The 23,784-nt window shown below is 69.0% G+C and carries 22 protein-coding genes; 12 read left to right on the forward strand and 10 right to left on the reverse strand.

Annotated features, from left to right (window positions below; translation table 11 throughout):
- Nucleotides 1–178 precede the first annotated feature (178 nt).
- The gene (locus tag C2868_RS10595; protein WP_146048044.1) at nt 179–1,129 is read left to right on the forward strand and encodes a hypothetical protein; all 951 of its coding nucleotides are present in this window, start codon (nt 179–181) and stop codon (nt 1,127–1,129) included.
- Between the two features lie 145 nt (nt 1,130–1,274).
- Here C2868_RS10595 and C2868_RS10600 read toward each other — a convergent pair whose 3' ends face one another.
- Both C2868_RS10600 and C2868_RS10605 read right to left on the reverse strand, forming a co-directional pair.
- Entirely contained in the window at nt 1,275–1,532 is a 258-nt protein-coding gene (locus C2868_RS10600; RefSeq protein WP_100810192.1) for an HPr family phosphocarrier protein, read from the reverse strand.
- Between the two features lie 77 nt (nt 1,533–1,609).
- Nucleotides 1,610–3,535: a transcription antiterminator gene (locus C2868_RS10605; protein WP_181003441.1), complete on the reverse strand. Its 1,926-nt coding sequence runs from the start codon at nt 3,533–3,535 to the stop codon at nt 1,610–1,612.
- 177 nt (nt 3,536–3,712) lie between these two features.
- Here C2868_RS10605 and C2868_RS10610 point away from each other — a divergent pair, with 177 nt between their 5' ends.
- The 11 genes from C2868_RS10610 (at nt 3,713) to C2868_RS10660 (ending at nt 14,419) form a co-directional block, all read left to right on the forward strand.
- A complete protein-coding gene (locus C2868_RS10610; protein ID WP_100810191.1) occupies nt 3,713–4,069 on the forward strand; it encodes a PTS sugar transporter subunit IIB in 357 nt (118 codons plus the stop codon).
- Between the two features lie 42 nt (nt 4,070–4,111).
- Nucleotides 4,112–4,396, forward strand: coding sequence for an HPr family phosphocarrier protein (locus C2868_RS10615; protein ID WP_100810190.1), 285 nt, complete (start codon nt 4,112–4,114; stop codon nt 4,394–4,396).
- A gap of 2 nt (nt 4,397–4,398) precedes the next feature.
- Complete coding sequence (gene ptsP / locus C2868_RS10620) at nt 4,399–6,078, forward strand: phosphoenolpyruvate--protein phosphotransferase (RefSeq protein WP_103663308.1); 1,680 nt, start codon at nt 4,399–4,401, stop codon at nt 6,076–6,078.
- Nucleotides 6,078–7,637 carry a PTS mannitol transporter subunit IICB gene (locus tag C2868_RS10625; RefSeq protein WP_103663309.1) on the forward strand — a complete coding sequence of 520 codons (1,560 nt, stop codon included), beginning with the start codon at nt 6,078–6,080 and terminating at the stop codon, nt 7,635–7,637. Before ptsP ends, C2868_RS10625 begins: the two co-directional genes overlap by 1 nt.
- A 153-nt stretch (nt 7,638–7,790) precedes the next feature.
- The gene (locus tag C2868_RS10630) at nt 7,791–8,231 is read left to right on the forward strand and encodes a PTS sugar transporter subunit IIA (protein WP_103663310.1); all 441 of its coding nucleotides are present in this window, start codon (nt 7,791–7,793) and stop codon (nt 8,229–8,231) included.
- Complete coding sequence (locus C2868_RS10635) at nt 8,228–9,379, forward strand: mannitol-1-phosphate 5-dehydrogenase (protein WP_103663311.1); 1,152 nt, start codon at nt 8,228–8,230, stop codon at nt 9,377–9,379. The genes C2868_RS10630 and C2868_RS10635 overlap by 4 nt, the downstream gene beginning before the upstream one ends.
- A gap of 84 nt (nt 9,380–9,463) precedes the next feature.
- Nucleotides 9,464–10,411 (forward strand): siderophore-interacting protein, encoded by a 948-nt coding sequence (locus C2868_RS10640; RefSeq protein WP_258034432.1) that lies wholly within the window; start codon nt 9,464–9,466, stop codon nt 10,409–10,411.
- Between the two features lie 92 nt (nt 10,412–10,503).
- Nucleotides 10,504–11,538, forward strand: a complete 1,035-nt coding sequence (locus C2868_RS10645) for an iron-siderophore ABC transporter substrate-binding protein (RefSeq protein ID WP_103663312.1) — start codon at nt 10,504–10,506, stop codon at nt 11,536–11,538.
- Nucleotides 11,539–11,547: 9 nt separating this feature from the next.
- Nucleotides 11,548–12,594 (forward strand): iron ABC transporter permease, encoded by a 1,047-nt coding sequence (locus C2868_RS10650; RefSeq protein ID WP_103663313.1) that lies wholly within the window; start codon nt 11,548–11,550, stop codon nt 12,592–12,594.
- Entirely contained in the window at nt 12,591–13,616 is a 1,026-nt protein-coding gene (locus tag C2868_RS10655) for an iron chelate uptake ABC transporter family permease subunit (protein ID WP_103663314.1), read from the forward strand. Before C2868_RS10650 ends, C2868_RS10655 begins: the two co-directional genes overlap by 4 nt.
- Nucleotides 13,613–14,419 (forward strand): ABC transporter ATP-binding protein, encoded by an 807-nt coding sequence (locus C2868_RS10660; protein ID WP_103663315.1) that lies wholly within the window; start codon nt 13,613–13,615, stop codon nt 14,417–14,419. The genes C2868_RS10655 and C2868_RS10660 overlap by 4 nt, the downstream gene beginning before the upstream one ends.
- Here C2868_RS10660 and C2868_RS10665 read toward each other — a convergent pair.
- The 8 genes from C2868_RS10665 to C2868_RS10700 all read right to left on the reverse strand — a co-directional run bounded on the left by C2868_RS10665 (nt 14,416) and on the right by C2868_RS10700 (nt 23,736).
- A complete protein-coding gene (locus tag C2868_RS10665; protein ID WP_103663316.1) occupies nt 14,416–15,606 on the reverse strand; it encodes an MFS transporter in 1,191 nt (396 codons plus the stop codon). The two genes, C2868_RS10660 and C2868_RS10665, sit on opposite strands and share 4 nt — an antisense overlap.
- Entirely contained in the window at nt 15,603–16,718 is a 1,116-nt protein-coding gene (gene ald / locus C2868_RS10670) for an alanine dehydrogenase (RefSeq protein WP_100810181.1), read from the reverse strand. The genes C2868_RS10665 and ald overlap by 4 nt, the downstream gene beginning before the upstream one ends.
- 109 nt (nt 16,719–16,827) lie before the next feature.
- Nucleotides 16,828–17,943 (reverse strand): adenosine deaminase, encoded by a 1,116-nt coding sequence (locus tag C2868_RS10675; protein WP_103663317.1) that lies wholly within the window; start codon nt 17,941–17,943, stop codon nt 16,828–16,830.
- 31 nt (nt 17,944–17,974) lie between these two features.
- Nucleotides 17,975–19,279 carry a thymidine phosphorylase gene (locus C2868_RS10680; protein WP_103663347.1) on the reverse strand — a complete coding sequence of 435 codons (1,305 nt, stop codon included), beginning with the start codon at nt 19,277–19,279 and terminating at the stop codon, nt 17,975–17,977.
- 11 nt (nt 19,280–19,290) lie between these two features.
- Nucleotides 19,291–19,692, reverse strand: coding sequence for a cytidine deaminase (locus C2868_RS10685; RefSeq protein ID WP_100810347.1), 402 nt, complete (start codon nt 19,690–19,692; stop codon nt 19,291–19,293).
- Between the two features lie 5 nt (nt 19,693–19,697).
- Nucleotides 19,698–20,981, reverse strand: a complete 1,284-nt coding sequence (locus C2868_RS10690; RefSeq protein WP_100810179.1) for an ABC transporter permease — start codon at nt 20,979–20,981, stop codon at nt 19,698–19,700.
- The gene (locus C2868_RS10695) at nt 20,978–22,243 is read right to left on the reverse strand and encodes an ABC transporter permease (protein WP_103663318.1); all 1,266 of its coding nucleotides are present in this window, start codon (nt 22,241–22,243) and stop codon (nt 20,978–20,980) included. Before C2868_RS10695 ends, C2868_RS10690 begins: the two co-directional genes overlap by 4 nt.
- On the reverse strand, nt 22,240–23,736 hold the full coding sequence (locus C2868_RS10700) for an ABC transporter ATP-binding protein (protein WP_100810177.1): 1,497 nt from the start codon (nt 23,734–23,736) through the stop codon (nt 22,240–22,242). Before C2868_RS10700 ends, C2868_RS10695 begins: the two co-directional genes overlap by 4 nt.
- Nucleotides 23,737–23,784: the final 48 nt, after the last annotated feature.

Genomic DNA, 23,784 nt, shown 5'->3' on the forward strand with positions numbered 1-23,784 from the left:
TCCAGCGCCCCGGCTCGCATCGGGTCGTCGCATCGGGTCGTCGCACCGGTCGCCCGGGGTCGTCGCATCGGGTCGGGTCGGCGACAAGGTTCCTCCCCAGCCGCCGTGATGGCCGTTTCGTCCACGGATGTCGCTTGTGCGGGTTCGGTCGATCGCGTCGCACGACCAAGCTCAGCGCATGATCGATCCGTTCGCAGTCCCCCTCCTGACCGCGCGCAGACTCACCCGCGAGGGGGCGACTTCTCGGCAGATCGAGCGTCGCCTGAACACCGGCGAGCTCGTCCGGCTCAGGCGCGGGCTGTACATCGAGGGTGCGGACTGGTCGCGGCTGTTGCCCGAGGAGAGACGGATAGTACGAGCGCGAGGCTGGGCCGAGACGTCTGGCGCCGCACCCGTCTTCTCCCACGCGACAGCCGCGGCCATCCATGGTCTGCCCGTATTCCGCGCACGGGATGAACGGACGCACGTGGTCGTGCCGCTTCCGCGACATCACCTCGCCGAGGACATCAGTCGCCATCGCGGCACAGTCGACTCCGGTGTGACGGAGATCGGCGGACTGCGCGTGACGACCCTGGCCCGGACGATCGCCGATCTTGGTCGGTTCGAAACCGCCGAGGCATCCATCAGCGCCGCCGACGCAGCACTCAGGACCATCAGTCCACTACCGAATGCCACGGCCATCGCCGATTTCCGCCAGCTCGCGCTGGAGTTCCTTCCCCCGCGTGCACCGGGTTCGGCAGCTTCGTCGCGCAACATCCGATTCGCGGATCCGCGCGCCGACCGACCGGGCGAGAGCATCAGCCGGCTCTACCTCCACCACCTCGGGTTCGCCGCCCCTCGACTGCAGATCGAGATTCCGGGACCGCGCGGGAAGAAGTACTTCGTCGATTTCGGATTCGACGATCTCCGGGTGTTCGGCGAGTTCGACGGGGACTCGAAATACCGTGACCCCATATTTCTCGCAGGACGTACACCGGAAGAGGCGCTGCGCGACGAGAAGTATCGCGAGGACTGGATCCGTGCAACGACCGGATGGGCGCTGGTGCGCTGGACGATGCGAGATCTGGCTTCCGCGAGAGCCTTGAGCCGTCGACTGGCCTCTTTCCGCGTACGACCTCGCGCCGCGTGATTCTGTGCGCCGGTGGCCACCCCGTCGTCGCCGACAAGACTCGGGGCGCCAGATCCCCGTTGGGGCGCGGGTTCTCGCGCCCCAACGGGGATGCGACGCCCCAAGACCGTGACTCATCGAGAGGAGAGCCGGAGCCAGGCCGGCGCTAGGCCGGGTCGAGGACTGCCTCGAGACGGTCGAGCAGCGCCTCGCCGCCGGGCCCCGCGACCGAGACGACGATGGATTCGCCCCGATCGACGTCGAGCGTCATGATGCCCAGGATGCTTGCCCCGTCGATCGGCGCACGGCCCGCGGCTCGCACCTCGACGGCACCCGCATGGGCGCTCGCGAGACGCACGAACTCGGCGGCCGGACGGGCATGCAGACCCGCTGCGGCCGTCACGGTGATGACGCGTTCGACCACGACACCTCCCGCAACCCTGCACTCGATGGACCCCGCCGGGGCACGTGCGCCCACTGTACGCGACGGCCCGTCGCCCTTCATCCGTCGATGACCGCGACGAGTTCGTCCAGGAAGGCGGCGAACGTCACGCCGCGACGCAGGATCCGCTGTACGCTCTCGCGCTCCGAGAACACCTCGACGAGCTGTTCGAACACGGTCTGGAACGCGGCGCGATCGCCCTCGCTGAACGCGACGAGCGCCACGACATGCACGCGGGAGTCGCCCCAGGGCACGGACTGCTCCGATACCGCGATCGAGATCGCCGTGCGCGTCGCCGTCATCGTCAGCGCGTGCGGCACGGCGAGCGAATCCGTGAAAGCGGTCGACGACAGCCTCTCGCGCTCGATCGTGCGCTCGATGTAGTCCTCGTCGATGACCGAGGCGCGCACGAGCGGCTCACCGAGGCGCCGGATGATCGCCTCTTCCGATTCGGCCGAATCCAGGCCCCGCACGAACGCGGCGGCATCGAAGTACTGCTCGAGCTCGCCTCGCAGCCGGGCCAGTCGTCGCCCGCGCCGCACGCGCGCCGCCGCGGCGGCGACCCGGTCGACATCACCCTCGGTGAGGAACGGCTGCACGCGCACGATGCGATCGGATGCCTCGGGCGGGGCGATCGTCGTCAGCACCAGGTCGGTCGAGATCGCCGACCAGTCGGGGTCCGCGCGCGTGTCCACGGTCACGACCTCGATCGCGCGGCCGAGAGACCTGTCGACGCTCGATCGCAGCAGCTCGTGCAGTTCGTAGTAGCCCGGGCAGACGATCGTGGCCGTCACGATCGCATCCGCCCGCCTGCTGCGTTCGAGTCGTCCGCCGACGTGCATCGCGATGTACGCGAGTTCGTCGTCATGGAGTTCGAGGGCGAGCCGTTCCTGCAGTTGCAGGGCGAGGAACACCGCGACCTCGAAGATCATCGGATAGCTCGACTTGATCGACCGCGTCAGAGGATTTCGCGACCAGGCGCCGACCCGGGACCGATGCCGCAGGTTCTGCACATGCAGGGCGAGGCGCAGGACGAAATCCTCGTGGTCGAGGTCGACCCCGAACTCGTCGACGGCGCGACTCACCGCGTCGCGTACCGCGGACTCGACATCGGGCTCGAGCATCTCGCGCTGGTCGCCGCCCTCGTCCGCGGGGGCGACGACGCGCGTCTGCAGCAGCGTCGCGAGGTGACGACGGTCGGCGAGCCCGAGCTCGACGCCGAAACGATCCTCGGAGAGGCGGCCGACGATCTCGGCCACGCCCGAGTCGATACCGGGGCTCTCGTCTTCGTCCGGGGCATCCGTGATCACCCGACGGCGCCGTGTGCGGTCCACGGCGATCGCAACGTGCAGCAGCACATCGGTTATCGCGTACTCGTTGATGTAGAAGCCGTGCGCCGCGAGCTCGCCCACCAGGTCGTCCTTGAACGCCGCGAGCGCGTCCGGGTCGACGTATTCCGCGGCCAGGGAACGGCGCAGAAGAGGTGTTCCGAGGGCTCCGGCATCCATTTCGTCGTGCACGAGCCTGCTGAGCAGGCGCCGCTGGGCTTCTTCGGGACCACGCAGCCGCAGAATGCTCCCCGACCGCTCGAGGGTCAGCCCCGCGCCCGCGAGCAGAGCCCGAACCCGTGCCACGTCCCCCTCGAGCGTCGCTTCACTGACGAACAGAGCCGCCGCGGTCGCGTAGACGTCTATGCCGTCTTCCGCGTCGAGCAGCGCCCGCACGAGCGCGTGCAGTCGATCACGCGGTGTCGAGGCATCCGGGGCCACGTTGCGCAGCGACGCGACCGTCGCGGAATCGATCCGGTAGCCGAACGGACCGGATTCGATCGGGTCGACATCCGCGAGGCGCGCGTTGATGGCGGTGACGTAGCTGCGGATGCTGCGCGGCGTCACACCGAGGGCATCCGCGAGTGTCGCCGCGGTGACCCACTCGCCGTCGCGCGCGAGCAGCGCGATGACCCGGTCCTGTCGCGCCCTCGTCACGCGCCGCCGTCCCTTCCCCGATGACGCGCCGACTGATTCGCGCGTCCGCTCTCAGTCAATCACGCCCCCCGCGCCGAGCGGCGACGACCGGCTTCGCTTTCCGCGGGGGCGGAAAGCAAAGTGCATTGTCGGCTCACAGCCAACTCACAACAATGGAACGGAAGGAGGTCCGGATCGATGAGGATCCTTGTGGTCTGTGGCGCGGGAGCGTCCAGCACCTTCGTGGCGATGCGTCTGCGCCATGCCGCGCAGAACGCCGGTCTCGCGGTGCAGGCACTCGCCGGCGCCGTGGAGTCGCTGGCCGTCGACCTCGATTCCGCCGACATCCTCCTCGTCGCGCCGCACCTCGCCCGCAGCCTTCCCGACCTCGAGCACCTCGCGAAGCAGCGCGGCGTTCGCGTCATCCTGCTCCCCGACGACGTCTTCTCCGACCTCGACGGATCGCGGACGCTGCAGGCGGTGCTGCCGGCGCTCACGACCGACGCCCCGCTCACCGCCACCGAAGTCCGGCTCACGTCCCCGACAGACCACTGATTCCCGCCCCGAGCACTGACTCCCCGACCGAAAGGACACCCCATGGCTGAGATCACACGCACCGTGCGTATCGGATCTTCACACGGACTGCATGCGCGCCCCGCGAAGATGTTCGCGCAGGCGGCGAAGGAGGCCGGGTTCCCCGTCACGGTCGCGAAGGACTCGGGCAAGCCGGTCAACGCGGCGAGCATCCTCGGCGTCATCTCGCTCGGTGTCGAGCACGGCGACTACGTCACGCTCGGGGTCGACACCGATGACGCCGATGCGGGTGAGGCGACGCTGGACCGCCTGGCCGAGCTGCTCACCACCGACCACGACGCGGCGTGAGCATGGCAGAGCTGCGGGGCGTCGGGATCGGCCTGGGTGTCGCCCAGGGTCCTGTCGCGCGCATGGCCGAACCCCTGCCCGCGCCCGCCGACACGGCGAGCGCCCTGACCCCCGCAGAGGAGACGAAGCGCGCCCGCGCCGCGGTTGCCGAGGTGGCACGCGAGCTCGAGTCGCGCGCCGTCGCCGCGGGCGGTCTAGCGCAGGAAGTGCTCGAGGCCCAGGCGATGATGGCCGAGGACCCGACCCTCGAAGAAGAACTCGACACCCGCATCGAGGCGGGAAAGACGGCGGAGTTCGCCGTCTTCGACGCATTCCAGTCGTTCCGCGCACAGCTCGAGGCCGTCGGCGGCTACCTCGGCGAGCGCGCCGCGGACCTCGATGACGTCGCCCAGCGCGTCATCGCGAACCTGCGCGGTGTTCCGGCTCCGGGCGTGCCCGACCCGGGGCATCCGTTCGTGCTCGTCGCGAAGGATCTCGCACCGGCAGACACCGCCCTGCTCGATCTCGACATGGTGCTGGCCCTGATCACGACGGAGGGCGGCCCGACATCGCACACGGCGATCCTCGCCCGCGAGAAGTCGATCGTCGCGGTCGTCGGCGTGGCCGGCGCGAAGGATCTCGCGGACGGCGACACGGTGATCGTGGATGCCGCGGCGCACGTCGTCATCACGGAGCCGACCGGCGAGGAGCTCGCCCGGGCGCAGAACCGCGCGGACGCACGACGTGACGCGGCCTCGGCCCCGATCACGCCGGGCGCCCTGTCGGACGGGACGCCCGTGCCGCTGCTCGCGAACCTCGGCTCGCCGAAGGGTGCCGCCGAGGCCGTCGAACTGGGGGCCGAGGGCGTCGGCCTGTTCCGCACCGAGTTCCTGTTCCTCAGCGCGAGCCAGGCGCCGACCGTCGAGCAGCAACGCGAGTCGTACGTGCAACTGCTGGAGGCGTTCCCCGGCAAGAAGGTCGTCGTGCGCGTCCTCGATGCCGGCGCCGACAAGCCATTGCCGTTCCTGAACGACGCGCACGAAGAGAACCCCGCGCTCGGGCTCCGGGGCCTGCGGGCGCTGCGTGCGAGCGAGGACATCCTGCGCGAGCAACTCACCGCACTGGCCGAAGCGGATGCTCGGACTTCGGCCGACCTCTGGGTCATGGCGCCGATGGTCGCGACCGTCGAAGAGACCGAGTATTTCGTCGGGATCGCCCGCGAGTACGGGCTGAAGACGGCAGGCGTGATGATCGAGGTTCCCTCGAGCGCGCTCCTGGCGGACCGGGTGCTGGCGCACGCCGACTTCGCCTCGATCGGCACGAACGACCTGACGCAGTACACGCTCGCGGCGGATCGCCTGCTCGGCTCGGTCGCATCGTTCCAGGACCCGTGGCATCCCGCCGTGCTCCGCCTGATCCGCGAGGTCGGCGACGCCGGGCGCGAGTCGGGCAAGCCGGTCGGCATCTGCGGCGAGGCGGCGGCCGACCCGCTGCTCGCCGTCGTGCTCGTGGGCCTCGGCGCGACCACCCTGTCGATGGCGCCCACGGCGCTCGCCGATGTCCGAGCGATCCTGCTCAATCACTCCCTCGGGGATGCACGTCGCATCGCCGAGGCAGCCCTCGCCGCGGACGACGCGGCATCGGCACGATCCGCGGCCCTGGCCGCATCCATCCCCACACCAACCAAAGAGGAGACACACTGATGACAACGACGTCAGCCCCCGCGACCGCGGGCGGCAGCAAGGCGCGAGTCGGAGTCCAGCGCTTCGGCACGTTCCTGTCCGGCATGATCATGCCGAACATCCCTGCGCTGATCGCGTGGGGCATCTTCACGGCCTTCTTCATCGGCGTCGGGTTCACACCCAACGCCGACCTGGCGACAATCGTCGGCCCGTTCATCCACTACCTGCTGCCCCTGCTGATCGCCTACACCGGCGGCAGCATCGTCTACGGCATCCGAGGCGGCGTGGTCGCCTCGATCGCCACGATGGGCGCGATCGCGGGTTCCGACCTGCTGATCGCCCAGGTGAATGCGACGCTGCCGGCCGACAACCAGCTCGGCCAGGTGCACATGTTCATCGGTGCGATGATCATGGCCCCTCTCTCGGCGTACACCATGAAGTGGCTCGACAGCCTCTGGGAGGGCAAGATCCGCGCGGGCTTCGAAATGCTCGTCAACATGTTCTCGGCGGGCATCTGGGGCTTCGCGATGGCCATCGTCGGGTTCTACCCCGTCGCGTGGCTCGTCAACGGCCTGATGCAGATCCTGTCGAACGGCGTCAACTGGCTGATCGAGCTCAACCTGCTGCCCCTCACGAGCATCCTGATCGAGCCCGCCAAGGTCCTGTTCCTCAACAACGCCGTCAACCACGGTGTCCTCACGCCGCTGGGCATCCAGCAGGCCTCCGAGAACGGCTCGTCGATCCTGTTCCTGCTCGAGGCCAACCCCGGCCCTGGCGTGGGGCTGTTGCTCGCGTTCGCGTTCTTCGGACTCGGGGCGGCACGCGCCTCGGCCCCTGGCGCGGCCATCATCCAGTTCTTCGGTGGCATCCACGAGGTCTACTTCCCCTACGCGCTCATGAAGCCGGTCCTCATCCTCGCGCTGATCGCGGGCGGCATGACGGGTGTCACGACGAACATGGTCCTCGGTGGTGCGCTGCGTGCGCCCGCTGCGCCCGGCAGCATCATCGCGGTGATCGCGCAAACCGCCTCGGGGGCGTACTTCGCGGTCATCCTGTCGGTGATCCTGTCGGCGGCGGTCACCTTCGTCATCGCGGCTGTGATCCTGCGCGCATCGCGTAAGCGCGACCTCGCGGCGATGGCGGCGACGGACGACGCGTTCGGCGCGGCGATCACCCAGACCGAGGCGGCGAAGGGCAAGTCCTCGGACGCGCTCAGCAACCTCCGCGGCGGCGCCGCGACCTCGACGGGCGGCGGCGTCGAGCCGGCCGTGATGACCGAGCGGACGATCAGCAACATCGTCTTCGCGTGCGACGCGGGCATGGGATCGTCGGCCATGGGCGCGAGCGTCCTGCGCAACAAGATCAAGAAGGCGGGCATCGAGGATGTCACGGTCACCAACAAGGCGATCGCGGCTCTCGACGGGTCGGCCGACCTGGTCATCACGCAGAACCAGCTCACCGACCGCGCGCGTCAGAAGACGCCCGAGGCGATCCACGTCTCGGTCGACAACTTCATGAACTCGCCGAAATACGACGAGGTCGTGGAGCTCGTGCGCGACCAGCACCAGGATGGTGCGTAGGGTCTGATCCGTTTGCGGGGTCGGTCGGTCCCCTCGACCCCCGGCCCCGCAGCGCTCTCCCGCACGACCGTGTCCCACTCTTGCTCGCTATCGGCCCCCCGAAGCGAGCAAAAGTGGGACACGCTAGAGGTTGTTCAACAGAAAGGCAACACCATGGCACGCGACGTCCTCACCCTCGGTCAGGTCCGCATCCACTCCGGCTCCGCAACGCGGGAGGAGGCCATGAAAGAGGCCGCCGACATCCTCGAAGCCGCGGGTGCCGTCACGCCCGCGTACTTCGACGCGATGCAGCAACGGGAGATGACCGTCTCGACCTACATGGGCAACGAACTCGCGATCCCCCACGGGACGAACGAGACCAAGGATGCGATCCTCGCCTCCGCCCTCTCGGTCGTCCGTTACGACGGCGGCGTCGACTGGGGCGGGGAGCCCGTCACCTTCGTCATCGGCATCGCCGGCAAGGGCGATGAACACCTCGAGATCCTGTCCCAGATCGCCCTGGTCTTCTCGGACGAGGACGAGGTCGCCGTCCTCAAGGGCGTCGCGTCGCCCGAAAAACTCTTCGCGGTGCTGAGCGCGGTGAACGAATCGTGAAGGCCGTCCACTTCGGCGCCGGTAACATCGGGCGCGGCTTCGTCGGCCTGCTTCTGCACGAGGCGGGTTACGAGCTGGTTTTCTCGGATGTCTCGGCGGCCCTGGTCGACGCGATCAACGCCTCGACGTCGTACACGGTCCACGAGGTCGGCACCGGCGGTGTCGACAAGGTCGTGACCGGTTTCCGCGCGATCAACAGCGCCGAGCACGCCGACGAGGTGATCGACGAGATCGCCGGAGCGAACGTCGTGACGACCGCCGTCGGCCCGACCGTCCTGAAATTCGTCGCGCCGGTCATTCTGGCGGGACTGGCGCTGCGCGATCCGTCCTCTCCGCCGCTGCAGATCATGGCGTGCGAGAACGCGATCAACGCCACCGACGTACTGCGCGACCTCATTCGCGAGCAGGCCGGCGAGGCCTGGGATGCCGTGGCGAGTCGCGCCGTGTTCGCCAACACCGCCGTCGACCGCATCGTGCCGGCCCCGCAGGACAACCCCGGCGTCGATGTGACGGTCGAGCCCTTCTACGAGTGGGCGATCGAGCGTCCACCGTTCGGCGACGATCCTCCGCAGATCCCCGGTGCGCACTTCGTGCACGATCTCACGCCGTACATCGAGCGGAAGCTGTTCACGGTCAACACCGGCCACGCCACGACGGCGTACTACGGCGCGCAGGCGGGCGTCGAGCGCATCTCGGACGCGCTCGCCATACCCGAGATCGCCGATCGGGTCAGCGCGACCCTCGAAGAGACATCCGCGCTGCTCGTCGCGAAGCACGAACTCGACCCGGGTGGGCTCGCCGAGTATCGCGCGCGGATCCTCGATCGCTTCCGCAATCCCGCGCTGCCCGACACGGTGAGGCGGGTGGGGCGCCAGCCGCTGCGCAAGCTGTCGCGTCACGAGCGCTTCGTGGGACCCGCCGCCGAGGCGGCGGAGCGCGGGCTGCCGACCTCCGCGCTGGTGGCCGCGATGGGCGCCGCCCTCGCCTTCGAGGATGCGGAAGACCCGCAGTCGGTGGACGCGCAGCGGATGCTCCGGGAGCTGGATGCCGCGGAGTTCACGGCGACGGTGACCGGGTTGGAGCCCGAGCATCCGCTGTTCGCGCGGGTCCAGGCGGTCGTCGCGGAGCGGCAGGCCGAGCTCGCCTGAGCCCTCGCGGGCAACGCCCGGGCACCGGTGCGGTTCACCGGCCAGACTTTGCACGTCGATCAGTGTTCGCTTAGCCTTACCTAAGTGAACACTCAGACGCGGACCCTGCCGAAGCGCTCCCCCGACGTCGCCTTCGTGCCCATGCTGGCCGAGGTCGCACGCATCGAGGTCGTGAGCCCGACGTTCCGTCGATTCACCCTGACTGGCCCCGAGCTGCACACCGTGGCAGACAACCGGTTCGACCAGCGCTTCAAGATCCTGTTCCCCATCCCGGGCGCAGACATCGCAGAGCTGCCCCTGGAGGACGACTGGTACGGCGCGTGGCGCGAGCTCGACAATGCCGTGCGGCCGCCCATGCGGACCTACACGGTGCGAGAGGTCCGGCCCGAGGCATCCGAGTTCGATGTCGACATCGCCCTGCACGGCCGCATCGGACCCGCTTCCACCTGGGCGCTCGACGCGCGCGTGGGCGATCGGATCGTGGTGTGCGTGCCTCATACCGGCTACGCCGGAGACTTCCACGGGGGCGTCGACTGGCGGCCGCCGGCCGAGGTCGACCGGGTGCTGATCGCCGGGGACGAGACGGCCCTGCCCGCGGTGTCCGGGATCCTCGAGCGACTCACCGACGACGTGCGCGGCATCGCCGTCGTCGAGGTGCCGGATGCGCGTGATGCCGCAGCGCTCGCCCTACCCCCGCGCGGCGTCGAGGTACGCGTCGTCGTGCGAGGCGACGCAGCCGTGGGCACCGAGCTGATCCCGTCGGTGCACGCCGCGGCCGCCGAACTGCTCGATGGCCCGTCGACGACGACCGCCGAACTCGAGGACGTCGACATCGACGCGGGCCTCCTCTGGGAGGTCCCGACCGACGCCCAGGGTGATCCGCTGCTCGCGCGGGCACCCTTCTACGCGTGGCTGGCCGGTGAGGCGCAACCCATCAAAGAACTGCGGCGACACCTCGTTTCCGAGCGCGGCGTCGACCGCAAGGCCGTCGCCTTCATGGGCTACTGGCGCCGTGGCCGTGCCGAGATGTGACGCCCGCTTCGGTAACAATTCGAGGCGGGCATCCGGTTAGGTTAGCCTGTCCTTAGCGAGAATCCTCGCGCCCTCCCCGGAAAGGACCATCCATGAGAGTGCCCCGCAGCATGGGCCTGCTCGTTGCAGCAGCCCTCACCTCGACAGCCCTCGTCTCGTGCGCATCGCCGGCCGCCGACGGTGACACCTCGAACGGGTCCGCCGCAGAAGGCTTCCCCGTCACGATCGAGCACGCTTTCGGCGAAACCACCGTCTCCGAGAAGCCGGAGCGCGTCGCCACGGTCGCCTGGTCCAACCACGAGGTGCCCCTCGCGCTCGGCGTCGTGCCCGTCGGGATGAGCAAGGCGACGTGGGGCGATGACGACGGCGACGGTGTGCTGCCGTGGGTCGAAGAGCGCCTCGAAGAGCTCGGCGCCGAAACCCCCGTGCTGTTCGACGAGACCGACGGCATCGACTTCGAAGCCGTCGCCGACACCGATCCCGACGTGATCCTCGCGGCCTACTCGGGGCTGACGCAGGAGGACTACGACACGCTCTCGCAGATCGCCCCCGTCGTGGCCTACCCCGACGTCGCCTGGGGGACGTCGTACGAAGACATGATCCGCCTCAACTCCGAGGCGATCGGGCTCGCGGCCGAGGGCGAACAGCTGATCACGGACTTGCAGGGCGAGGTCGCCGACGCGCTCGCCGCCTACCCCGAGCTCGACGGCAAGAAGGTCCTGTTCTCGTACATCGATCCGAAGGACTTCAGCCAGATCGGCTTCTACACCAGCCACGACACGCGCCCCGGCTTCCTCGAGGCGAACGGTCTTCCCGCACCCGCCATCGTCGCCGAGATGTCCGCCGACACCGAGGAGTTCTACCTGCAGGTCAGCGCCGAAGAGGCCGACCGCCTCTCGGACGTCGATATCTGGGTGACCTACGGCGACGCAGACGGCGCCTTCGTCGAGGCGATCAAGGCCGACCCTCTGCTGTCGCAGATCCCCGCTATCGCGAACGGCCAGATCGCGGTGCTCGAGAACTCCACGCCGCTCGCGGCCTCGGCGAACCCGTCGCCCCTGTCGATCGGTTGGGGCATCGATGAGTACTTCGCCGTGCTCGCCGGCGCACTGTCGCAGAACGACTAGCACCCACCCGTGACCACCGTCAGGCCGGGCGTGCGACCGAACGGAGTCGCCGCGCTGCGGCGGCCCGTCGGCGTCCGCCTGGCCTGGCTGTTCGCGGGGCTCGCTCTTCTCGTCCTCCTGGGCGCGGCATCGCTGGCCTTCGGCGCGCGGGATGTCTCGCTCACCGAGGTCCTCGCGGCACTGGGCGGAGGGGCGGCGGGCGTCGGCGAGGCCGCTGTCACGCTCCGGATGCCTCGCACGGTGCTGGCCATGCTGGTCGGCGCCGCGCTCGCCCTGTCGGGCTGCGCCATGCAGGCCATCACCCGCAATCCCCTGGCTGACCCCGGCATCCTCGGGGTGTCATCCGGGGCGGCGCTCGCCGTCGTGGTCGGCATCGCCTTCTTCGGCCTCAGCAATCCCTACTCCTACATCGGTGTCGCAACACTCGGAGCGGCCGCGGCATCCGCCTTCGTGTACGCCGTCGGCTCGATGGGACGCGGCGGCGCCACGCCGCTCAAGCTCGCCCTCGCGGGTGCCGCGTCCGCCGCCGCCTTCTCCTCCCTCGTCAGCGCGATCCTGCTCCCCCGCGTCGACATCCTCGAGACCTTCCGCTTCTGGCAGATCGGTGGCGTCGGCGGCGCCAGCTGGGACAGGATCCTCGTGGTCGCGCCATTCCTCGGCCTCGGCGCGCTGATCTGCCTGCTCAGCGCACGCGGCATGAACTCCCTCGCCCTCGGGGACGACATGGCCGCGGGTCTCGGGGTCCAGGTCGGTCGGACGCGCCTGCTCGCCGCCGCCGGCGCCGTGATCCTCGCGGGAGCGGCCACGGCGATCGCGGGGCCCATCGGCTTCGTGGGCCTGGTCGTGCCGCACCTCTGCCGCCTGCTGGTGGGTACGGATCATCGCTGGCTCCTGCCCTTTTCTGCCATCGCGGGCGCCGCACTGCTGACCCTCGCCGACGTCGTCGGACGCATCATCACCCGCCCGGAAGAGATCGACGTCGGCATTGTCACCGCATTCATCGGAGCACCGGTCTTCATCTGGATCGTCAGGAGACAGCGGGTGCGGGAACTGTGACCCTCGACTCCGTCATCGCGGGCCGCCGTGCCCGATTCCGCCGACGCGCCGGAAGAATCGCGGTTCTCGGTGCCGCCGTTTTCGTCGCGTACGGCGTGACGCTCATGGTCGGGCAGACCCTCTATTCACCCGGCGAGGTGATCCAGGTGATTCTCGGGCAGCAGGTACCCGGCGCATCCTTCACCGTGGGTACCCTCCGCCTGCCGCGCGCCACGCTCGGCCTGCTGGCCGGAGCCGCGTTCGGACTGGCGGGTGTGACGTTCCAGACCCTGCTGCGCAACCCGCTCGCCTCGCCCGACGTGATCGGAATCAGCGCCGGCGCGAGCGCGGCCGCCGTCTTCGCCGGGGTAACACTCGGTCTCGGCGACCGCGAGGTTTCGATCTTCGCGCTGGTCGCCGCGCTCGTCACGGCCGGTGCCATCTACCTGTTGTCGTACAAGGCGGGCTTCTCGGGCATCCGGCTCATCCTGATCGGAATCGGAGTCGGGGCCATGCTCGACAGCCTGATCACCTATCTGCTCTCGCGGGCCGCCGCATGGGACCTGCAGGTCGCGATGCAATGGCTGACGGGGAGCTTGAACGGCGCGTCCTGGGAGCGGGTGCTGCCCCTGCTCGTGGTCGTCGCCCTGTTCGCACCTCTCCTGGCGGGATCGTCGCGGTCCTTCGCCGCGCTTCACCTCGGCGACGATTCGGCAGCGGCACTCGGGGTCCGAACGAACAGCGTGCGACTGCTGATGATCCTCGCCGCCGTCGTCCTGCTCGCGTTTGCGACCGCCGCGAGCGGCCCCATCGCGTTCGTCGCCTTCATGGCCGGTCCGATTGCGGCGCGGATCGTCGGACCCGGCGGGTCGCTGATGGTGCCGTCGGCGCTCGTCGGCGCGCTGCTCGTGCTCGTCGCGGACCTCGTGGGCCAGTTCGCCTTCGGCACGCGCTATCCCGTCGGCGTCATCACCGGCGTGCTCGGTGCCCCGTACCTGATCTATCTCCTCATTCGGAACAATCGCGCGGGAGGCTCACTATGACGCACGCGGATCGGCTCTCGGCAGAATCGCTCACCCTCGCGTACGGCGACCGAGAGGTCGTGCACGACCTCGACCTGTCGATCCCGTCCGGGCAGATCACGGCGATCGTGGGACCCAACGGGTGCGGCAAGTCGACCGTCCTGCGCGCCCTGGCCCGTCTGCTCAAGCCCCGCAGCGGCGCCGTGCTGCTCGATGGTGAAGAGATCCACCACCTGCCCTCGCGCGAGGTCGCGCGGCGCCTGGGACTGCTGCCGCAGAGTCCCACCGCCCCCGAGGGGATCGTCGTGGCGGACCTGATCGGCCGGGGCAGGCATCCACACCAGCGTTTTCTCGCCCGCTGGACCGCGGCCGACTACGCCGCCGTAGCGGATGCCCTCGACGCGACGGGGATCGCCGACCTCGCGGATCGAGCCGTCGACGAGCTGTCGGGCGGGCAGCGGCAGCGGGTCTGGATCGCGATGGCACTGGCGCAGCAGACCGACATCCTGCTGCTCGACGAGCCGACGACGTTCCTGGATGTCACCCACCAGATCGAGGTGCTCGACCTGCTGACCGATCTCAATCGCTCCCGCGGCACGACGATCGCGATGGTCCTGCACGACCTGAACCTCGCCGCACGGTACGCCGATCGGCTGGTGGCCGTTCGCGAGGGCGGCATCCATGCGTTCGGGCGCCCGGGCGACGTCATCACCGCCGAGGTCGTCGGCGAGGTCTTCGGCCTCGACTGCCAGGTGATCATCGACCCCGTGTCGGGCGCGCCGCTCGTGCTCCCCCGGGGACGCTATCACTCCGCCGCCGGCTAGCCCCCCGAGCCAGACCCTCCGACAGCGCTCCGGCGCGTCAGCCGCCCCAGCGCCAGCGCCGCGGGAACGACAGCGACGAGCGCGACGAGCGGCAGCAGGAACGCCAGGCCCAGGCCGATCGACTCTCCGATCAGGCCGGTGGCGACGGCGCCGACGATCGCTCCCGCGTAATTGAACAGATTCACACGGGCGACCAGCTCGTCGCTGCGCTCGGCCGAGACCAGCCCTGCCGCCGTGAAGGTCACGGGAACCAGGGCACCCGCCACGACCCCGATCAGCGCGAATCCGATCAGAGCGGCGGGAAGCGTCGGCATGAACGCGACGAGCGCGCAGCCCGGCACGCCGATCGCCAGGGCTCCCAGGGCGAGCGTGGACGTCGACACCCGGCGCGAGAAGAAGTCCACACTCAACCGCGACACCAGCACCACGACCAGGTATGCGCCGTAGGCGAGGGGCGCGGTCGCCGGGGGCACGTCGAGGGTGCCGTCCATGTACACGCTGCTCCACGACGCAACCGCCGAGTCCGCCGTGAACGCCGCGAAGATCAGGGCACCGAGGATCAGCACCGGGCGCCAGGGAAGCCGACCCGCACGGGCCTGGGAGGTCGACCGTGCGGCGTGCTCGGGGATCAGCGTGCGGGACCCGACGACGGCCACGGCGATGTTCACGACGGCAAGGGACAGCAGCGCGGTGGTGACATCCATCTCGGCACCCAGCACCGTCGACATCACGATCGTCGCGGTGATCGCGGCGAGCGTGTTCACGGCGAAGTACCGGCCGAGAAGCGTTCGCTCGCGACCGCGTTGCGCGAGCACGCCCTGCATCGCGGACGACGCGTCGATCGCGCCCAGACCCACGCCGTAGATCACGACACCCAGCACATACGCCTCCAGCGGCAGTCCCGAGCCGACCGTCGCGAGACCCAGGGCCTGCAGGGCGAGCCCGACCAGCACGGCCATCCGGCTGTTGCGACGCACCGAGATCACGTTCGCGAGCATCGATCCGGCGGCCGCGGTGAGCGCCAGCGAGAGGAGCAGAATCGAGACGAGGGTGTCGCTCAGCTCGTAGCGGTCCTTCATCGCGGGAAAGGAGGTCACCATCATGGCGAACCCGAGACCCTGCACGGCATAGACGGCACCGACCGCCGCGATGCTGACCCGGCTCGCGGGCGCGACCGCCGGCGTCACCTCGGGCGCCGTTCCACCGATCCGCGGGCCGACCCCAGAGCGGCGGCGACCCGCTCGTTGGTGACCCGGCCATCGCGGACGTTGAGCCCGCGCGCGAGCGCCGGATCACGGTCGAAGGCTTCGTCGACCCCTCGATCGGCCAGGGCGAGCACGAACGGCAGAGTGGCGTTCGTCAGCGCGCGCGTCGAGGTCTCCGCGACGGCGCCGGGCATGTTGGCGACGCAGTAGTAGATCGCGTCGTGCACCGCGAAGGTGGGATCGTCGTGTGTCGTCGGACGCGATCCCTCGAAGCATCCGCCCTGATCGATCGCGATGTCTACGAGGACGGAGCCCGCCTTCATCGTGGCGACCATCTCGTCCGTGACGAGCTTCGGTGCGGCCGCGCCGGGAATCAGGACGGACCCGATCACCAGGTCGGCATCCCTCACGAGTTCAGCGATCGTATAGGGGGTCGAATAGCGTGTCTGGATGCGACCCGAGAACTGGATCTCGAGCGCCCGCAGGCGTGCCAGCGAGACGTCGACGATGGTCACGTCCGCGCCGAGCCCGACGGCGTTCGCGGCCGCGTGCTCACCCGCGACCCCGCCACCGATGACGACGACCTTCGCCCGAGGCGTCGCCACAACCCCGCCGAGCAGCGTGCCTCGCCCGCCCGATGAGCTCATCAGGTGGTAGGCGCCGACGGTGACGGACAGGCGCCCCGCGACCTCGCTCATCGGAGACAGGAGCGGGAGCGAGCCGTCCGCGCTCTGCACGGTCTCGTACGCGATGGCGGTCGTGCCCGCTGCGACGAGCGCATCGGCGAGTGCCGGGTTGGCGGCCAGGTGCAGGTACGTGAACACGACCTGGTCCGCGCGTAGGTGGCCGTACTCCGAGGCGATCGGCTCCTTGACCTTCAGCAGCAGGTCGGCGGCGGCCCACACCTCGTCCGCCCGCGCGAGGATCGTCGCGCCCGAGCGGATGTAGTCCTCATCGCTGATCCGAGAACCCGCTCCGGCGCCGGACTGCACGACGACCTCGTGCCCTCGTCGCACGAGCGCGTCGACGCCGGGCGGCGTCATGGCGACGCGGTTCTCGTTGTTCTTGACCTCGGCGGGGATTCCGATGCGCATGAGTGCCTCCAGAGGGATGTGCGACTTTCGCCCGACAGGGCCTGATGCGGGAATCCAACGGCGTCGTCGCGGCGTTCCAGATGTCTCGGTCGCCGCCCGAGTCCGCCTGCTACCGGTCGAAGCCCTCGGCGATCAGCTCGATCAGCTCCTCCCGCTCCTCGACCGTGAGGAACGCCCCCGCGGCCGCGTTCAGCTGGAACGTCTGCAGGTCGTCGAGGTCGTAGTCGAACGCTCGCGCCAGCAGGGCCAGCTCGCGCGTGAGCGACGTGCGGCTCATCGTGCGGTTGTCGACGTTCACGGTCACCGAGAACCCGAGCTGGTACAGCAGATCGAAGGGGTGATCGGAGAGGTCTGTGCCCCAGGCCTCGATCGCACCCGTCTGCAGGTTCGATGACGGCGAGAGCTCCAGCGGGATCTCACGGTCGCGCACCCAGCGCGCGACCGGTCCGAACGTCACCAGGACCTCGTCGCCCGAGCGCGACACGACGTCCAGATCGGAGGCGATCCGGACACCGTGGCCGATGCGCAGGGCACGGCCATCGATCAGCGCCGAACGGATGGAGTCGATGCCCGCGGCCTCGCCGGCGTGCACCGTGACGGGGAAGAACTCCGAGGCGAGATAGTCGAATGCGGGGCGCAGCCGCGATGCCGGAAAGCCTTCCTCGGGCCCGGCGATATCGAAACCGACGACGCCGCTCTCGCGATGGCGCACCGCGAGTTGAGCGATCTCGAGCGAACGATCCGTGTGTCGCATCGCGCTCAGGATCTGACCGACACGGATGCTGTGGCCCGCACGTTCCGCGGCGTCCTCGCCCTCCTCGATCCCCGACTGAACCGCCTCAACGGCCTCGTCGAGGCTCAGACCCCCGACCACGTGCAGCTCGGGCGCCCAGCGCACCTCGCCGTAGATGACGCCATCGTCGGCGAGGTCTTCGACGAACTCGCGCGCGATCCGCGTCAACGCCTCACGCGTCTGCATGACGCCGACCGTGACGTCGAACGCCGACAGGTACTCCACGAGCGAGCCCGAGTCGGTGCGTTCCACGAACCACTCGGTCAGGCCATCGACACCGGCGCCCGGCAGGTCGATCCCCGCCGCTTCGGCCAGCTCGACGACGGTCTCGATGCGTACCGCGCCGTCGAGGTGGTCGTGCAGGCTGACCTTCGGCAGGGATCGCAGCGAGACCCCCTCCAGGCTGAAGTCGCCGTTCGCGTCGATCGTCATGCGATCGCCTTCCTCTCGAGTCGGTCGTTCGTCATGCGGTGATGCGTTCGCGCACCAGGGGTGCGCGCTCCGTCGCGTCGGCCGGGTCACCGATCGACCAGGCACCATCGAGCGCATCGAGCGCACGATCGAAACGCGCGGCGTCGTCGGCGAGCAGGGTGAAGATGGGCTGCCCCACCGCCACGGTGTCTCCGGGTTTGACGTGCAGATCGATACCCGCGGCGTGGATGACCGCGTCTTCGGCACGGGCGCGTCCGGCGCCCAGGCGCCACGCGGCGATGCCGAACGGAAGGGCTTCCATCCGCGACACGACACCGGCGCGGTCGGCCGTGATCGTGTGCGTCTCGCGCGGCGTCGGCAGCGCAGCATCCGGATCGCCGTCCTGCGCACGGATGAGAGCCCGCCAGGCATCCATGGCCCGGCCATCGGCGAGCGCACCCTCGACGTCGGCGTCGGGTCGTCCCGCGAGCGCAAGCATCTCGCGCGCGAGCGCGATCGTCAGCTCGACCACGTCGGCGGGGCCGCCGCCCGCGAGCACCTCGACGGATTCGCGCACCTCGTTCGCATTGCCGATCGCCAGCCCGAGCGGGGTGTTCATGTCGGTCAGCAGCGCCGTGGTCGCGACACCCGAGTCCGTGCCGAGCGCCACCATCGTGCGAGCGAGTTCGCGCGCACGATCGATGTCCTGCATGAACGCTCCCGACCCGAACTTGACGTCGAGGACGAGCGCATCCGTGCCCTCCGCGATCTTCTTCGACATGATGCTCGACGCGATCAGCGGGACAGCCTCGACGGTTCCGGTCACGTCGCGCAGGGCGTAGAGCTTCTTGTCCGCGGGAGCGAGTCCCGAACCGGCGGCACAGATCACGGCACCGACCTCGCGCAGCTGCGCGAACATCTCGTCGTTCGACAAAGCCGCGCGCCATCCCGGGATCGACTCGAGCTTGTCGAGGGTTCCGCCCGTGTGCCCGAGGCCGCGCCCCGAGAGTTGCGGCACGGCGACGCCGAAGGATGCGACGAGCGGAGCGAGCGGAAGGGTGATCTTGTCCCCCACACCACCGGTCGAGTGCTTGTCGACGGTCGGCTTGCCGAGCCCCGCGAAGCTCATCCGCTCTCCGGACGCGATCATCGCATCCGTCAGCACCCGGATCTCGTCGCGCTCCATACCGTTCAGCAGCACCGCCATCGCGAACGACGACATCTGGGCATCGGAGACGTATCCCCGTGTGTACGCGTCGACCATCCAACGGAGCGCGGGTTCGGGAACCGCTCCCCCGTCGCGCTTGGCGCGGATCACGTCGACGGCGTCGAACGCCTCGAGGGATTGAGAAGACACGGCGCGCGCCGTCACCGTGCGACTTCTTCGAGATCGCGCGGGCCGAACGCATCCGGCAGGACCTCATCGATCGTGCGGATACCCGAGACCGTCTCGAGAAGCATGCCCGGCAGCGCGAACTCGTTCAGCAGTTGACGGCAGCGGCCGCACGGCATGATCGTCTCGCCGTTGTTGTTGACGCAGACGAACGCCACCAGCTGCCCCCCGCCCGACATCTGCAGGTCGGAGACGAGTCCGCACTCCGCGCAGAGCCCCACCCCGTACGAGGCGTTCTCGACGTTGCAGCCCGAGACGATCCGCCCGTCGCTGACGAGCGCCGCGGCGCCGACGCGATACCGCGAATACGGAGCGTACGCGCGCTGCATGGCGTCGGTCGCAACCGCGCGCAGTTCGTCCCAGTCGATGTCGGTCAAGATTCTCACTCCTTGATGTAGGGCTTGCCCGCGGCCTTCGGGCCGATCACCCGGCCGGCGACGACGGCGACCGCGATGATCGTGACGACGTAGGGGGTCATCTCGATCAGGTCGGGCGGAAGCGCGGAACCGGCCTGGCCGGCCCAGACGCGGAAGTTGCTGCTGAATCCGAACAGCAGGGCGGCGGCGGCCATCCCCCACGGGTTCCAGCGGCCGAGGATGACGGCGGCGAGGGCGATGAAGCCCTGCCCGGCGCTCATCTCTCGGACGAACGGACCGACCGCGCCGATCGTGAGGGCCGCACCGCCGAGGCCGGCGATCAGCCCGGCGAGGCTGACAGTCCAGAAGCGCCAGCGGTTGACGTTGATGCCCACCGTGTCGGCCGCGAGCGGGTGCTCGCCCAGAGCCCGGATGCGCAGGCCCCACTTGGTGCGGAAGAGGATGAACCAGACCAACGGAACGAGGATGAACATCAGGTACGTCGTGATGCGCTGGTTGAAGACGACGGGACCGAGCACCGGGATGTCCGCCAAGAACGGGATCGCGATGCGCGGCAACGTGCCGGGATTGTTGAGCGCGGCCGAATTCTGCGACAGCACGGACGAGTACAGGAAGTTCGTGATCGCGCTGACCAGACCGATCAGGACGACGCCGACGACGACCTGGTCGACCAGATAGCGGATCGAGAACACCGCCAGGATGACCGAGACGAGCGAGCCCGCGACCATGGCCGCGATGAGCGCGACAAGGTAGCTCCCCGTCGACGAGGCCACGAATGCCGCGACGAAGGCACCGGCGAGCAACTGGGCTTCGATCGCGATGTTCACGATGCCGACGCGCTCGCCCAGCACACCCGCCAGGCCGCCGAGGACGATCGGGGTCGAGAGGGCGATCGCGCCCGTCAGGAGGAACACGACGGGCACGTTCCCGCCCGCGCCCACCCACGCGACGAGGCCGGCAAGGAACGCCAGGCCGACGATGAGGATGATCCAGACCGGCACCTTGCGGCGGTTCGCCGCGTACCAGAACGATGCCCCGGCGGCGATCGCCGCGATCAGACCCGTGACGATGCCGACGAGCCGGGACGTGGACTCCAGCGCGGGGAGCACGATCGAGTCCGCCGCGTTCGACCAGACGAATCGGACGGGCTCGTCGCGACCCAGCAGACCGAACGCGATGAGGGCGACACCGGCCACGATCGCCAGCAGCACCGGGGTGCGCCATTTGCGCGGGGCGAGCGAGGCGACCTGTGTCACCTCGGGCTCGATGTGCGTCGCGACGGCGCTCATTGGACTTCTTCCTTCGCCTCGAGCTGCGGTTTGGACCTGGTATTGAGTTCGGTCACTTCGCGCTGCTTCGGCAGGAACCGGAAGATCGCCCGCACCAGGGGCGGAGCGGCGATGAAGAGCACGATCAGGCCCTGGATGACACCGAGGATCTCGGGCGAGACATCCGCCAGCTGCATCGTCGGGCTCGCGGCGCGGAACATGCCGAACAGGATGCCCGCCAGAAGCACACCGGGCGCTGTCGAGCTTCCGAGCAGGGCGACCGTGATCGCGTCGAATCCGATACCGGAATCGATCCCCGGCCCGAAATTGCCGTCGCGTCCGAGCGACTGGTTGATGCCGGCGAGACCGATGAAGAGGCCCGACAACACCATCGCGGTGATGTACATACGACCCACGTTGACGCCCGCGGCGCGTGCGGCGTCGGGGTTGAGCCCCACCATCCGCAGACGGAATCCGAGCGACGACCGCTCCATCAGCCACCAGTAGACGATGACCGCCACCAGGCACAGGATGAAGCTCACTCGCAGATCGAAGCCCTCGCCCAGGATGCGGGGGAACACGGCCGTCTCGTCCGGCGGCCTCGTCGTGGGGTTGTTTCCGCCGTCCATGTCGTGCAGGACCGGCGTGCGCATGAGGTAGGTCGCGAGCGAAACCGCGATGTAGTTCATCATGATCGTGACGATGACCTCGTGGGCGCCCGTCTTGGCCTTCAGGAAACCGGCGATGCCCGCCCAGAGTCCCGCGCCGACGAAGCCGAAGATCATCGCGACGATCAGGTGCAGGCCCCACGGCAGGTGCAGCTGGAACGACGCCCATGCCGACCAGATCGCGCCCATCACGAGCTGCCCCTGCCCACCGATGTTGAACAGGCCCGCACGGAAGGTGAGGGCGACACCCAGGCCGGCCGCGATGAGCGGCCCGGCGAAACGCAGCGACTCGACGAGTGGACGGATGCCGGCCTCGAACGACGTTGCGGTGTAGTTGTAGATCGCCCCGCGGAACAGCGCGGCGTAGGCGTTGCCGATCGCTTGGCCTGCGGCGACGAAGAAGTCGCCCGGACGCGAGAAGAAATAGCTCAGGGTTCCGAGCACATCGTCGTTCGTGAAGACGATCAGGATGGATGCGACGGCCAGCGACAGGATGACGGCGGCGATCGTGCGGACGAAGCCGCCCGCGGCGATGTCGTGCAGGACGTCGTTCCAGCGCGGGCGTCCGGCTTCGGCGGGGGTGGGGGCCTGCGGGGCGGCCTGTGCCGTGCTCATTCCGTGACTCCTGCCATCAGGCGACCCAGCTTTTCGCGGGGTGTGTCGGCCGGGACGATGTCGATGATCGCTCCGCGGTACATGACGGCGATCCGGTCGGCGAGGGCGATGACCTCGTCGAGCTCGGTCGAGATGATGAGCACCGGAACGCCCGAGTCGCGCACCGCGATGATGCGCTCGTGGATGAACTCGATCGAACCGACGTCGACGCCGCGGGTCGGCTGCGACGCGACGAGCAGCTTGAGGTCGCGCCCCAACTCCCGCGCCAGCACGACCTTCTGCTGGTTCCCCCCGGACAGACGACCGACCAGCGTGTCGCGGCTGGGCGTGCGGATGTCGAAGTCCGTGATCGCCTGCTCGGCGAAACGGTCGCGGTGGGCGAAGTCGATCGACGGTCCCTTGGTGAACGGTCCCGAGAACGATCGGTCGATCATGAGGTTCTCGGCGACCGAGAACTCGGCCACGAGTCCATCGACCGTGCGGTCTTCGGGAACGAAGCCGACGCCGCTCTCGAGCACGTGACGGACGTCCTCCGACACGAGCTCCTTGCCGTGGAGCGTGATCGATCCGCGAGCCTTGTCGCGCAGCCCCACGATCGTCTCGGTGAGCTCGGTCTGGCCGTTGCCCTGGACGCCCGCGATGGCGAGCACCTCGCCCTCACGGATCGAGAACGACACGTCATCGAGCTGGCGGACGCCGGCCGGACTGAACAGGGTCAGGTCGCGAACGACGAACACCTCATCGCCGAGCTTCGGGGCGTCCTTGTGCACGGTCAGCTCGACGTCGCGTCCGACCATGAGCGCGGCGAGCTCGTCGGTCGACGCACTGGGCGGGGCCTCTCCGACGACCTTGCCGAGGCGGATGACGGTGATGGTGTCGGCGACGGCCTTGACCTCGCGCAGCTTGTGGGTGATGAAGACGATCGACGTGCCGTGCTCGGCGAGCCGACGCATCGTCGCCATCAGTTCGTCGGTCTCTTGCGGGGTCAGGACGGCGGTCGGTTCGTCGAGCACGAGGACCTTCGCCTCGCGCGAGAGCGCCTTGATGATCTCGACACGCTGCTGTGCTCCGACGGGAAGGTCCTCGACGAGCGCATCCGGATCGATGTGGAATCCGAACCGTTCGGAGATCTCGCGCACTCGGCGGCGAGCCTCGGGCAGGTTGATCACGCCCGCCCGGGTGGGCTCGTGGCCGAGCATGATGTTCTCGGCGACCGTGAACACCGGGATCAGCATGAAGTGCTGGTGCACCATCCCGATTCCGGCCGACATCGCCTGGCCGGGGCCGGAGAAGTGCTGGGGAACGCCATCGAGAAGGATCTCTCCCTCGTCGGCCTGGTACAGCCCGAAGAGGACGTTCATGAGGGTGGACTTGCCGGCGCCGTTCTCACCGAGCAGGGCGTGGATCTGGCCCGACTCGACGGTGATGCTGATGGCGTCATTGGCAACAAGGGATCCGAATCGCTTCGTGATCCCGCGGAGCTCGAGTTTCATGGTCCACCCATCCTGCCGGAAACCGGCCCCAGACGACACAAACCGGGG

Origin of the sequence: Microbacterium sp. CJ77 (assembly GCF_002911615.1) — a bacterium.
GTDB lineage: Bacteria > Actinomycetota > Actinomycetes > Actinomycetales > Microbacteriaceae > Microbacterium.